General features: G+C 68.3%; 5 protein-coding genes. All 5 read left to right on the top strand.

Annotated features, from left to right (window positions below; translation table 11 throughout):
* Window positions 1–3 precede the first annotated feature (3 nt).
* From PI87_RS24800 to PI87_RS24780, 5 genes are read left to right on the top strand one after another with little or no spacing between them, the layout of a single operon-like run.
* Window positions 4–4,092, top strand: coding sequence for a baseplate J/gp47 family protein (locus tag PI87_RS24800; protein WP_039600378.1), 4,089 nt, complete (start codon window positions 4–6; stop codon window positions 4,090–4,092).
* On the top strand, window positions 4,089–4,922 hold the full coding sequence (locus PI87_RS24795; protein ID WP_039600377.1) for a hypothetical protein: 834 nt from the start codon (window positions 4,089–4,091) through the stop codon (window positions 4,920–4,922). The genes PI87_RS24800 and PI87_RS24795 overlap by 4 nt, the downstream gene beginning before the upstream one ends.
* Window positions 4,919–7,480, top strand: a complete 2,562-nt coding sequence (locus tag PI87_RS24790) for a hypothetical protein (protein WP_039600376.1) — start codon at window positions 4,919–4,921, stop codon at window positions 7,478–7,480. The genes PI87_RS24795 and PI87_RS24790 overlap by 4 nt, the downstream gene beginning before the upstream one ends.
* On the top strand, window positions 7,477–12,219 hold the full coding sequence (locus PI87_RS28260) for a contractile injection system tape measure protein (RefSeq protein WP_052321753.1): 4,743 nt from the start codon (window positions 7,477–7,479) through the stop codon (window positions 12,217–12,219). The genes PI87_RS24790 and PI87_RS28260 overlap by 4 nt, the downstream gene beginning before the upstream one ends.
* Window positions 12,203–13,555 carry an ATP-binding protein gene (locus tag PI87_RS24780; protein ID WP_039600375.1) on the top strand — a complete coding sequence of 451 codons (1,353 nt, stop codon included), beginning with the start codon at window positions 12,203–12,205 and terminating at the stop codon, window positions 13,553–13,555. Before PI87_RS28260 ends, PI87_RS24780 begins: the two co-directional genes overlap by 17 nt.
* The last annotated feature ends 260 nt before the right edge of the window (window positions 13,556–13,815 follow it).

The raw sequence follows: 13,815 nt of genomic DNA, 5'->3' as shown, positions 1-13,815 counted from the left end.
GGCATGGGATACGGTACGCGACAAGATCAGCGGTTGGCCGATGCGCTGCGCCCCGGCTATGTGCTGCCGGATGAGTTGAACCTTGCACAGCGGCTGGCGCTGACACTGGCGCAAGCGGGCGACCTGCGCTTCAGTGAGGGCGGCGAATATGGCGACGGGCGCCACTGGGGCGACGTGCTGCGCCGCGACGAGACCATCGTGCTGGCCGAACTCGCCGCGTTTCCGCTGGAACGGCTGCAGCAGGATTTTCTAGCCGCGCTCGAGCGCGAAGGCGAGGCCGCGCTGTGGCAACGGGTCTGGCGGCTCGTGCGCAGTTTCGACGGTTGGTGCCAGCAACTCGGCGATGCCGAGCCGGCGGCAGCCCGCGCGGTGGGCCAGGCACTGGTCGCGCAGTTGGAGCAGGGGCTGGCAAGGATGCTCGCACCGGGCGTACGCGCGTTCGGTCATGGCGGCGGTACGCTGCATCCGGCATGGGCGGGGTACACACCGCAGACGGCCGGCGTGCAGGATCTGCCGCCAGGCAACGCGCCTGTGCGCCGCCAATGGCTGCGACGCAGCTGGCTTGCATTGACGCAGGCCATCGCAAAGCTGCAGCCGCAGGCAAGAGCGGCGCTTGATGAGAGTCTGAAAAGCGGTCGCCACGATCCGGCAATGGGTCTGCTGCTGGCGACGCATGCACTGGTCCAGCACAGTCGCGCGCCGCTTAACCGCTTTCCCGAGCGGTTGATCGACTTCTATTACCACGATGTGCTGCGGCTGCAGCCGCGCCCCGCATCGCCCGATCGTGTGTTCCTCCTGCTGGAGCGCGAGCCGCGCTTCGGCGGGGCGGTGCAGATCGAGGCCGGCACACACTTTGTTGGTGGCAAGGACGGAGCGGGGCGTCCAATTGCGTTCGCGGCGGACGGCCCGCTGGAGGTAACCGACACGCGGGTGGCAGCGCTCTATACGCTGCGCGTGGAGCGCGATCCGCTGATCTCGCCCGAGCGCGAGTTCGAGTATGCGACGAGCGTCAAGGTCGAGAAGCTGCCGCTGCAGGCGCCGGAAGCCGCCTATGCGGCACGCCCGGCATGGTGGCCGCTGCTTGGCGGCCGTGCGCGCGGATCGACATCGCACGCGTACGATGCCCAACTTGGCATCGTGCTGGCGTCGCCGTTGCTGCGGCTGAAGGAGGGCCGACGCGAGGTGCGTGTCCGCATGCAGTTCGCACATCCGTCCGACGACGACGGTTGGCTGCAGAACGCGCTGCGCACGCCGGCCGACGCGCGCACGCCCGAGTGGCTGGCGCAGGTCTATGCGCGCTACGCGGCATTCGAGGCGCAGCACTTTCCGCCGCGCCCGCGCCCCGGGCCGGCCGCGCGGGAACCGGATGCCGCCGCGCTGGCGCATGTCGCATGGCAGCGCTCACCCGAGTTCGGGGCCGATGTGCAACTGAGCTTCCTGCTGGCGGCGTGCCTCGCCTGCGGCAACGCTGCCGTGTTCGCAGAACGCCTGGGGCGCCTGTTCGCGGCTTGGTTGGTGGCGGGCGAGGAGACGCTGCGCGCTGTGGATATTGCTGCGCTGCGCGCGCATGCCGCCACATTGCCCGGACAAGACGCCGACCGGCGGGTCGAGATCGACGATCCGCTGGTGCTGATCTATCCGCCACGCAATCGCGATGAGGTGGCGGCGTTGCCTGATCGCGCATTGATCTTCGGGCGTGTTTTCGCAGGTGTATGGGAGGCCCGGCTCAGCACGCAGGAGGGCTGGCTGACGGTCGACAAGGTGTTCATGTGCCGTCGGCCGCCTGCCGCTGGCACGTTACTGCGCGGTGGCGGTATCGAACTGGTAGTGCGGCTGGGGCCGGAAGAGCCCGCCGTGGTGCCGTGCGATGCCGCACTGCATGGCGCGCAATGGCCAGCGCAGGCCGTGCTGCAGTTGGGGCTGCGGACGCAGACGCGCATGTACGCCTACAGCATGCTGCAGCAGTACCCGTTGCTGGAGGTCAACCTCTCAGTCTTCGTGCATGACCTGCGCGACGTGGTGCTCTACAACCAGCTTGGCCGTCTCGATCCGTCCCGGCCGTTCCAGCCGTTCGGCCCGATGCCCTCAACAGGCAGCTACCTGATGCTCGGCAGCCCCGAGCTGGCCTGCAAGCCGTTGACAGCGCTGCAGGCACGCCTGCGCTGGGCAGGCCTGCCGACGCGGCCTGGCGGTTTCGCAGCACACTACGCGGGCTATCCGGGCGACTGGCGCATCGGCGCGTTTCAACTGCGCGCCCAAGTTCTGGTGGACGGCCAATGGCAGGCGGGCGAGGGCGAGCCCTTGCCGCTCTTCACCGGCACGGACAACGACATGCACGTTGCCGCAGGGCACCGGCTGCGGTTTCCTGCCACGGAGCTGCGCCGCTTGCATCGCGCTACGCCGCCGCGCCCGCTCGGTCAGCCGTTCGTGTTCGGGCTGAATACGCGCAACGGCTTCTTTCGCTTTGATCTGGCCGAGCCGGAGGGCGCCTTCGGCCACGCAGCCTATCCGACGCTGCTTGCCGCCGCGCTGACGCGCAACGCGCGGCTCAAGCGCGCCGATGCTTTGCCGCGTGAGCCCTATACCCCGACGCTGGAGAGCCTGACGGTGAACTACCAGGCCAGCCAGGATCTGTTGCTGACGGGTGATGGCGCATCCGGAGCCGACGGCCTGCGTCAGGGCGTCTACCACATGAATGCGTTCGGTGTGTTGCCTGTGCAGCGTAATCGCGTTGGCCAGCACCCGACGCTGCTGCCGCGCCATCCGAGCGATGGCAGCCTGTATATCGGCCTGTCGGGCGGTGACCCGCAGGGCGCGCTGAACCTGTTCTTCCACCTGCGCAAGGAGGAAGCCGCCGAGCGGTGGATCGACGCGCCTCCGGTGCTGCATTGGTCCGTCTGGCGCGAGGACGGCTGGCGGCAGTTGGGGCCGCACCAGCAACTGGCCGACAGTACGCAGGGCCTGTTGCGTTCCGGCATCGTGCAACTGAATCTGCCGGCAGGCATGCGCACCGAACGTGGCGCACTTCCGGAGCCCGCGTACTGGCTGCGGCTGTCTGCCGACTGGGGATTTGCACAATTGGCCGGGTTGTATGGCGTGCACGCGAATGCGATCAGTGCCACGCGCAGCCTGCAGGCAGCGGCCGACGACAACGAAGCGATGAACGAGCCGCTGCCGCCTGGCGTGATCCAGGCCCCGGCGCGAAGCGTGCCGGGGCTGCGCAGCGTGCTGCAGGTGGGGCCATCCGAAGGCGGCCGCCCCGCTGATCTGCCCGAGGCGCTACGCCTGCGCGGTGCCGAACGGCTGCGCCACAAGGCGCGCGCGATCACTGCGTGGGACTACGAGCGTCTGTTGCTCGATGCCTTCCCGGCCGTCTACAAGGTCAAGTGCTTTGCGCACCATCGCGCCACACTCGGTGACGGGAACGGTCTGCACCATCGGCGGCTTACCAGCCTGCCGGGCCATGTGCTGCTGGTGGTCGTGCCGTATCCGCACGCGGGGGAGCTGTTCAGCAGTACCGAAGGGCCGCGCCTGGATGCCGCATCGCTCGATGCCATGCGCCGTTATATCCAGGACTGCGCGCCAGCGGGTGCAAGCGTGCTGGTGCGCAACGCGGCATATGAGCGTGTGCAGGTGCGCTGTTCGTTGCAGCTTGCCGCAGGCAGCCACCCCGGTGCGACACTGCGGCGACTCAATCAGGCGATCGTCGAGTACCTGTCGCCGTGGCACGCAACGGGACTTGGTGCGGATTTCAATTGGCGTGTGCGCGGTGACGCGCTGGAGGCCTTCCTGCGCGCCCAGCCCAGCGTGGCGGCTGTCGGGCGGTTGTCGCTACTGCACATCATCCGTAACGACCAGCAGTTCTACGCACTGCACGACACGGCTATGCGTGCCAATGGTGCCGTATCGGACACGGCGCTGCCGGCACAGCCATGGAGCCTGGTGCTGCCGACGCGTCAGCACCTGCTTGAGTTGCAGGACGATTCGCGCATCCTCGCCCCTGTGACAACCGGCATCGACCGGCTCGAGGTGGGCGGCACTTTCATCGTGGGCCGGCCGCAGCCGGACAAACCTGCTGCAGGAACGAGATGACGAGCCGGAGCCGAGAATCCCTCAAGCGCTATTTTCGCGATGGCGCACTGCCCAATGAGGACCATTTCGCTGATCTGATCGACTCGATGCTCAACATGAGCGACGAGGGCTTTCGCAAGACGGTCGAGCATGGCTTCGAGGTGTACTCGCCGCAGGGGCACGACGCATTGGTCAGTTTTTTCCGCGAGCAGGAGCCCGAGACACCGGCCTGGTATTTCGAGCTCGGCGGTGCCCGCGACGCGCTGCTGGTGCATGGCCGCACGCCGCCCAGTGATGCCGCACAGCCGGGCGCCCCATCTGGTGCGAACTCCAGGAGTGTTGCGCCTGCGCTGTTGTGCCTGGACCAGGAGCGCCGCATCGGTATCGGCACAGAGTCGCCACGCGTGGCGCTGGATGTGGCTGGCGTCGTGCGCAGCAGCGGGCGGCAGGGTGCCTACGCACGTGCAGTGGAGGTGCCGCTGCTCGCCAACGGCAAATGGCAGGACCTGACGGACGCGCTGGAGGGCTGTCAGGCCTTCGAGGTCGTGGCGGGCGCTGGCCATCGTGGCGAGGGCCGCTTCGGGCTGATGCATGCCATCGCAGTCAACACGTACAACCCGACGCTCGGGCTCTTGAACCTGTTCAATCGCAAGCGCGGCATCCGTGCCACACACGGCTACTACAGCCGGCGCTGCGACCGCCTGCTGCTGCGCTGGGATGGCACCAGCGGGCGCAATGCCAGCTACAGATTGCAGATCCGCACCGGCTGCGACTTTGGTGCCGGCGTGCGCATCCAGGCACAGCTGACGCAACTGTGGTTCGATCCGCACATGAGCGAGGGGCAGCCATGAGCGGGCGGTTGCCGCTCGTGGATGCGCTTGGCGAGCCAGCCGACCCCGCTGACGAGGCCGACTCGGCGTATATCCCGCGACTGCTCGGCGATCCTGACCACGGCTTCGTCGACCTGCGCCGCCGTGGCATTGCATTGGCACAGGCGCTTTCCGGCGAGTTGTGGACGGACTACAACCACCACGACCCCGGCGTCACGTTGCTGGAAGCGCTCTGCTACGCGTTGACCGAATCGGTGTTTGGCGCCGAGGCCGACGTGGCGGACCTGCTGACCGAGGCGGACGGGCGTATCCACTACCGGCGCCACGCGCTGTACGGCGCGGAGGAAGCGCTGCCCTGTCGGCCCGGTACGGAGACGGACCTGCTGCGCTACCTGCTCGATTGCGTGCCGACAGTTCGCCATCTGCGCATGCGGATGCCCGATGCGGACGGCCGGTGGCACATGGCTCTGCGTGTGCACGCTGGTCAGGAGGCCGCTGCCGCCAACGCGGCGGCGCGGGCCTATCGCGCGCAGCGCAACCTCTGCGAAGACCTGGCCGGCGCGCCGCAGGTGCTGCGGCCACGGTGGTGTGCGCTGCGGGTTCATCTGTCCGTGGATGGCACGCGCGATGCGGGCGACGTCCTGGTCGAACTCGTCCAGCGCTGCGCGACGCTGATCGGCGGCGCGCCTCCGCGCCAGCCGTTGCGCGCGCGGCTGGACCAGCGCGACGCGCAGGGCCGCGCGCTTGACCCCGCCGGGCAATTCGAGGGCCCGGCTGTGCGCTATGGCTGGATCGATGCCGCTGACCTGCAGCGCGATCCGGCGAGCCAACTCTATTTCAGCGACCTGGCTCGCCAACTGAGCGAGATTGCCGGCATTGCCGAGATCAGCTCACTGCGGCTCGACCTGCTGGCAACGGAGGAGGACGCCGGTGGCACTGCCGACAGCCTCGCTTGGCACGGCGCGGACTGGGCGCTGCAGTTGCGCTGGCCGGACAATCACGACGCGCTGGCCGGCTGGCAGGTGACGCGGCGCGGCAGCCTGCTACCGATCGACGAGGCAGCACTGCTGGCTCGGCTTGCTGATGAACGCATGGCGACACATTCGGCCGATGCGCCGAGCGCCGCGACGCATGCGCGCCATCCCGCCGAAGTTCTGCTGGCCCGGCCAGCGGGACGTCATTTGCCGGAGGCGCCGTACTACTCCATCTGGCACCACCTGCCACCGCTCTATCGCGATATGCACACCGCACCGCGGGCACAGGCCGACGATGCCGCGCGTTTTGGCACTTACCTTGCGTTGCTTGAGCAATGGATCGCACATGGCGATGCGCAGTCGCAGCACGTGCGGCAACTGTTCAGCCTCGAAGCGAATCCCGCACAGAGCTACTGGTGGGCACCGCTCGGTGCCTCGCCGGCGCCAATGCCGTCCGGCATCAGTGCGCTCGCAGATAGCGACAACGTGCTGGAGCGCCGCTCGCGCTCGCTCGACCTGCTGCTGGCACTACACGGCGAGAGCTGGGGCCAGCACAGTATCCAGGGCTTCGGCTGCTATTACGACGCGGCCCAATGGCAGGCGCACCTGTATGACTGCAAGCGACGCTTTGCGCAACGCGTCGTGCGTCACACGCGCGATCGCGCCGGTGGTTTCGATTACGGTAAGACCTCGCTCGGCCGCAAGGGCAACACGGCGCCGCTGCAGGAGCGCGTGAGCCTGCTGCTCGGTTTCGCGCAGGCGCACAGCCGCCTGCTCAGCGGTGGCCTCGCCGCATACGGCATGGCGCTGGACGAACAGGCTGGGCAGGGATTGCGCGTGCGGTTGCCCGACGATGGCGAAGCGCTGACGATGTGGGACGCATCGCGTGCACGCATCCTGGCGCACTACGACGATGACCGGGCCGTTGGGCGCGTGGCGGCACGCCTGGCGTACTACTACACGAAACTCGACATGCAGGCGTTTCCTGCCGCGCTGTTGCGCTGCGCCGCCTATGCCGAGCGGTATCGCCGTGTGGCATCTGACACGGAGCACCCGCTCTGGCTGGGGCCGGACGAGCACGGCTGCTGGTGGCCGCTGGCGGTGCGCGGCGGGGCGGACGGCGTGCTTGCGCCCGCCATGTACCTGCATGCGTTTGCCTGCCATGTGCAGCGCGAGGCCGAGGGCCTGCATCTCGTCGAGCATATCCTCCTGCGGCCGCAGGCAGAGGCCACTGGCGCAGCCGACGAGGCTGACCCGGCCAACACGCTGCCCGAGTTCTACCCGCACAGGATCAGCGTGATGCTGCCCGGCTGGACCGCACGCGGCGCTGATCGTAGCTTTCGCGATCTGGCCGAGGAGACCATTGCGCGTTGCTGTCCAGCGCATATCGAACCGAGGGTGCTTTGGCTCGATGCGGTCAGCCTTGCGCGCTTCGAGCACGCGTTCGAGGCGTGGCTCCACGCGCGCGCAGCCCACGCGAGTGCACCGGCCGACGCAGATGCCAAGGAACGCGCCAGGCTGGCCGGCCATGTCGACGTGTGCGCCGCGACGTTGCGAAGGCAACTCCACGACCGAGACACGCGCCACGGTGGGGAACACAAATGACGGCGGCGCGTCTTCAGCAAGGCGTTGCCGGCACGCTGCACGCCATCGAAACTCTGCAGTGGAACAGCTGCGGTACGTCGGACCGCGAACACGCGCACGCACATCAGGCGAGGCTCAGTGCATTCCTGAACGGGCCTGGGCTGCGGACGATCGAGCGGGTGTTTTCGCGGCTCTCGCCGCCTGGCGAAGTGTGGCAGTTGGACAGCCTGGAGATCGACACCGGGCCGATGCAGGCGGACGGCAGCTTCGCGCAGTGGTCTGAGGTGCTGGAGCACCAACTGTGGGACACGCTCTGGCGCGCCAGGCACGAACAGGGTGGCGCGCGGCCTGCTGGCGTGCTGACTGCGGACGACCATGCGCTCGAGCATTTCCTGTACTACCTCCAGCACGGCCACCTGCCGTGGGCGCGAAGCGCGCTGGCAGGGCGCGAGCTGTCGGCGTGGCTCGCAAGGCTGGCGCGGCGTACTGGCGCCGCACTATGGACGCGGCTGCGGCAACTGCAGCCGGGTGAATACGTCGAGGCGCGGCTCAGCCAGATTGCACCCTGCGAGGGGTTGCAGGCGTTGCTTGCCGTCAGGCACCGCGAACTGGCCGACAGTCTCGACAGTCTTGACGCGCAACTGCTGGCGCCGCTGCAGGCAAGAGGGCGCCTGTCTGCCTATCAGGTCCGGCAACTGCGGCAGCGGTGGCGTGTGGCCGGATTCCGCGTGCTGTGGGCAGAGCATGCTGGCAGCTTGGGCGCAGATGCGCTGCGCCGGCTGCAGCGCGAGTTGGGGCTCGCGCTGGCGACGCAACTGGGGCGCGGTGGCCTTGGCGCCTGGCGGCCGGGGGCGGGAGGGGGCAAGGAGTTTGGGCAGCGGTTGCTGCTGGGCGTGCTCGATGTTGTGGTATCACCCTCTGGGCGGCGCAGCGACGCGCCCCAAGGCTTGGATGCAATGACGACGGTGCCGCGAGAGGCTGATGGTGTCGGTCCGTTGTTGTCGGAGGCCGATTCACCGTCGTCCTCGCTGGATGCCGAGGACAGTGATCCGGAGACACGAGCGGATACCGATTGGCAACGTATCAGTATGGCATTGGACGGGCGCCATCCGCTGGACGCACCGACGTTCCGCGCGCTGCTGCGTGGTTTGTGCTCGCGCGACGCGGAAGGCGTGCGTGCGCGACTGCGCGTGGAGGGGCAGCGCCATCAGTCGCGTCAGGCGTGGTTTGAAAGGCTGGGTGCCGAGACGGTGTGGGAGGTGATGCGGGTGATGGCCGACGATGCGCCCGTGGTTGGCGAGCCACCGTCGGCTGCCGGCGCGAGTTGGGCGGAATCGCTGCGGCAGTTCGCGTTGGCGGCACTGGCCGATGGCGGGCAGCCGGGCGGCGGGCGCAAGGCGGGCCTGTCGGCGCTACAGGCGTGGCTTGCTGACTACAGCCTGCGTGAGTGGCTGCTCGGCGGCAACATGCCGCGTGATCCACGCGGCTGGCGGCACCTCTGGCGCCAGGCATTGGCTGAGTGGCGTGGGCAGACGCCGGCCAAAGTGAGGCAGCAAGGCGGGCAAGCGCGCGAACGGCATGCGGCCTCGATTGAAAGGGGCCATACGCTGCGCGAGACGCAGCGCGATACCGACGCATACGCAACCAAGATTGGCGAGGAGGGCGATGCCACCGGGGGGCCGCAGCAAACAGTGGGGCGTCCGCAGCGCGCCGCCGCTGCGCGACAAACGGATCGCACACCACCACAGTCGTTGCCGGCGCACGAAGCGGCGCGCTCGACTGATGACATACGCACCGCCTTACCAGGTCTCACGCTATCCGAGCGTTACTTGCGGGCCATGCGGGAGCTGGCAGCGCAAAGTCGCGCGGTGCCGCCCTCGGCACTGTTTGCACGCTGGCGCGTGCGCTTGCACCGCTTTGTCGAGGCGCAGCCGGATGGACTTGGCGTCGCGCACTTCGCAGCCAGCCGCGACACGTGGCGCGGCGAGCTGGGCGGGGACGCTACGCCCACGGAGGTGGCGCGCGTGGGGGGAGCAACGCGCGCGTCCCCAGTCTCACAGTCACGCCTCCTTGCGCGCTGGCTGGCCGGCGCCGCTAGCCCGGGCTCCGCTGCGGCATGGGCCACCCTGTTAAGGATGCCGGACCGCCTGCGCGCCGAGCTGCTTCCACGCCTTCGCCGCCGCGCTTGGCGCGCGCACGTCGCACGGCACTGGACCACGGCGCGCAAGCTGGAACTGCTCGTGCTGGCGGACGCGGCATGGGGCCGTGAGCGACTGACGCACTGGCAAACGGCACTGGAACACTGGCAATGGCTGCCACGCGCGATCGCAGTGTGCGCGGCCGGCCCTGCATCGGCCGACGGCACGACGATCGACGGGCTGCGGAGGGTGTGGCTGTGGGAGGCCGCGCTGCAATGGGCCGCAGAGCCGGGGCCGCGCATCGCTGGCAGCGCTGCTGAGGGCGACTTGTATGCCCATTGGCTGCACCGGCTCAGGGTGCAGGCTGATACTGCCATTGCGAGTCGTGGGCCGATGTCATTGTCCGCAGCAATGGATGCGGTTCGCCATGCGTTGCAAGCGTCGTCGATCGGGCCGGGCTTGCGGTTCGTGGTCCTCGCTCCGCCGCGAGCGAGGGCGGGGAGCCCAAGCGGTGTGGGCATGGCGCCCGAGCGAACGACGCAGATGCCACAGCCGTGGCCGGATTCACCCACTACGGTTTCCCGTCTCTCATATGCGGGCGAGGAGAACAGGGGCGGGACGCGCCCCGGAGCGACTGCGGTTGCATCGCCTAGAGCGGCTCCTTCGCCAACGGAAGCGGCGGACAGAACCGGCGTAGGCGACGCCGCTTCCACGGCGGCGCCGATGCAGCCGGCGATATCCGCACGATGGCTTGCCGATGCGTTGGCCGGCGTGCTCCCGGATTTGCCGGCCGCTAAGCGTGCCATGTTGCACGAGCACCTGTACGTCCAGGCCGTTGCCGGTGCGGCACCTGCCTGGCGCGCACTGGCGTTTCGCTATGCGCGTGCTTTGCACCGGAAGCAACCGATGCGTTTCGCTGGTACCGCTGCGGCAATGCGAGGACTGGCCAGCGCAGGCAGCCAATCCGGCAGGGCACGGCGCATCCTGCCCGGCAACGGTACGCGCCACGCCACGCCATGGCTACCTGCCGCGCTGCCGGTACGCACGCATCGCATCGACCTATCGCGTGCGCCCACCCGGCGTCTGCCGATTGCGGTGGTGTCGCCAAGGCAGCAGGACTGGAAGGCATTTGCTGAACTTGCCTCGCTGTCATCATCGGCAGCCAGGTTGGTCCGCATCCTGGCGTTGCCCTCGCAATCCCCCGGACCGCTTGCCTGGACTGCCCAGCGTCAGGTGGCGGGTTGGCTTGCTGACGCTGCCCTCTGCGACGAGTGGCTTGCGCGAACCCACTCAGCAGAACGCTGGACGCTGCTCGCGATGCTGTTCCCCGCCCACATCGCCACGCTGCGCCGAAGCAGTCGCATGCTGCGGGTTGCCCACGCGCACCTTCTGCCGGACCTGCCCACCAGCGCTCGCGCTGACAGCCATTGGGCGTTTCTTGTCGATCATCTGCTGCTGTCCGGCCTGTCGGCAGCTGCACCGCTGCTGGTGCGCCGCTATGCAATGCACCTTTACCGGGAAGACTGTGTCGCACGTGGTACCGCGGCGCTGTCGTTCGAGCACTGGCTGGCACGCCTTGCACAGGCGCTCGATGCAAGCGGGCCTCCGGGGCGGGGTGTCTCCGGCGGCGATGCGGTGCGTGCGCCCGTCGCATCGCGTTCGCACCGCACGACGATGTGCCTTGATGTGCAAGCACTGCGCCAGCCTCCAGACGCCGCAGAACAGTGGGAAGCGAGTCAGATATTGGGATCGGCCGGCGCTAGCGCCGGCACCGTCGCACCAGCGATCGGGCATACGTCACCGCAGGTGCAACAGGAGTCCGCACGCACACCGGCCAACCCAGACCAGCCACCCGGTGAAACGACGGTGCGACAGACGGCGCTGCCCGAGCCGCCCAGCCCAGGAAATTCCCCCGACGAAGCTGCTACGCAACAGATGCCGCCGCTGCGTGCGGCATCTCCTGAGCCGGCCGGCCCCGGCACGCCAACCAGCAACGCAGCCTTACGGCGCCTGCCGCCGCAAGCGCCGCCGCCCGCCGTTCCATTCGGCCCGCGCGCCGCGCCACCCGCGTCGACCTCGCCGCCCGTGCTCCCCGATGTTGCTGGCGCCGGCAGCCACTACGTCGCCAACGCGGGCCTGGTGCTGCTGGCCAACTACACCCAGCGTCTGTTCGACATGCTGAACCTGCGCGACGGCCCGCAGTGGCGCGATGCCGCGTCGCAATCTCGTGCCGTGCGCTGCCTGGCCTACCTCGTTGACGGCCACGAGGCGGGCAGCGAGCCTGAGTGGGTGCTGCCCAAGCTGCTGTGCGGCATGCCGCTGGCACAGCCGCTCACTGATGAACCGGGGCTGGACCGCGACACGCGAGCACTGCTCGACAGCCTGCTGCAGGCGGTCATTGCACACTGGACAGCGCTTGGCCGCACCTCGGTGGCCGGCCTGCGGGAAACCTTCCTGCGCCGCGAGGGGCGCCTGCAGCGCGAGACTGCCCAGGCTGGCGCACTGTGGAGGCTTGTAGTCCGGCCCGGTCCGTTCGACATGCTGCTCGACCGTCTGCCATGGTCCTACGCAACGATCAAGCTGCCTTGGATGAAGGAGGTGCTGTATGTCGACTGGCGCTAAGGCATCCATTGCCGCGCACGCCAAGGCGCTGCAGCGCGAGCTGGATTGGCTGGAAGTCATGCTGGACCTGCGCTTCAAGCAACACTTCGACCATGACGATGCCGCAGTCACGGTGCCACCACCGCCAGCGCTGCCCGAGGCCAGCGCGCTGGCTGAGGTCATCGCGCAATATGCGCTCGGGCCGCGTGAGCGGCTGGTGCTCGCGCTTGCCGCTGCGCCACACTTGCGCCCGGCCGCGCTGGATCTCTTCTTCGTCAAGAACCGCAATTTCGACCGCGGCTTCAGCGAATTCGGCGGTGGCAAGGCAGTCCGCCACGGTGGTTTTCTCCCCACCGGCGAGACCGCAGCCTTTCTGCTGGCGGGCGACGACCTGGCAGCGCGCATCGTGGTCCTGGAGCTCTTTGACGCGCAGCACGCCTTCGCGCACGGCGGCCTGGTGCAACTGGACAGCGAGGTCGGCGGCGAGCCACAACTCTCGGGAAACCTGCAGATCAGCGCGGAAGCGCTGCAGCGGCTCCAGACCGGCGTCTGGCACAAGCCTGACTACAACGCACAGTTCCCGGCCAAGCGCATCAGCTCGGCGCTCGCATGGGATGACCTGATCCTTGCCCCCGAGGTCATGGACGAGATCGCGATCGTGCAGTCCTGGTTGCGTGCGGGCCCGGAACTGATGAAAGACTGGGGGCTCGACAAGGCGGTCCGGCCAGGCTACCGGTGCCTGTTCTACGGGCCGCCCGGCACCGGCAAGACGCTGACCGCAACGCTGCTCGGCCAGGGTATCGGCATGGACGTGTATCGCATCGACCTGTCGATGGTGGTCTCCAAGTACATCGGTGAAACGGAGAAGAATCTTGCGCGCGTGTTCGACCAGGCGCAGAGCCGGCGCTGGATCCTGTTCTTCGACGAGGCTGACGCATTGTTCGGCAAACGCTCGGCCACCAATAACAGCAATGACCGTCACGCCAATCAGGAAGTGGCCTACCTGCTGCAGCGCGTGGAAGATTTTCCCGGCATGGTGATCCTCGCCAGCAACCTGCGCGGCAATATCGACGACGCCTTCTCTCGGCGCTTTCAATCCATGATCTATTTCCCAATGCCCGACGCGGCCCAGCGCCTGCGGCTGTGGCGCAGCCTGTTGTGCCAGCCCGAGCGGCTGGCTACCGATATCGATCTGTTGGCGTTGGCGGAGCAGCACGAGCTGTCAGGCGGCGCCATGGTGAACGTGGTGCGCTTTGCGGTACTGCTGGCCGAGCGCCATGGGCACGCGCAACTCACCGCCGAGCACTTGCGTCAGGGTCTGGCGCGCGAACTGCGCAAGGAAGGGAGGACGGCATGAGCCGCGCTTGGCATACGTTGGCCCGCTGGGGATTGGTCCTGGGCCTTTGCTTGGCAGTGCCCACACCGCACTCCGGCATGGTGTCCGCCGCTGGGGGGAACGCCGCTCCAGCGAGAGCCGGCAGCGCGGCCTCCGGGGTTGCCGCAGCTTCCGATGCGGCGGTGGTTTCCGGCGTCTCCACTGCCTACGGTCCTTTGCTGACTTCTGCCGCCTCTGCGGCTCCTGCGGCCCAAAGCGCGCCGCAAAAGCCTGGTGTTTCC

Source organism: Ralstonia sp. A12 (assembly GCF_000801955.1).
Lineage (GTDB): Bacteria > Pseudomonadota > Gammaproteobacteria > Burkholderiales > Burkholderiaceae > Ralstonia.
Note: the sequence above shows the minus strand (reverse complement) of the source record. Positions and strands in the feature narration are given on the sequence as shown.

Bases quoted from the DNA above. Each gene is read 5' to 3' on its own strand.
- PI87_RS24800 (WP_039600378.1), top strand. From the start codon at position 4: ATGGGATACGGTACGCGACAAGATCAGCGGTTGGCCGATGCGCTGCGC.
- PI87_RS24795 (WP_039600377.1), top strand. From the start codon at position 4,089: ATGACGAGCCGGAGCCGAGAATCCCTCAAGCGCTATTTTCGCGATGGC.
- PI87_RS24790 (WP_039600376.1), top strand. From the start codon at position 4,919: ATGAGCGGGCGGTTGCCGCTCGTGGATGCGCTTGGCGAGCCAGCCGAC.
- PI87_RS28260 (WP_052321753.1), top strand. From the start codon at position 7,477: ATGACGGCGGCGCGTCTTCAGCAAGGCGTTGCCGGCACGCTGCACGCC.
- PI87_RS24780 (WP_039600375.1), top strand. From the start codon at position 12,203: ATGTCGACTGGCGCTAAGGCATCCATTGCCGCGCACGCCAAGGCGCTG.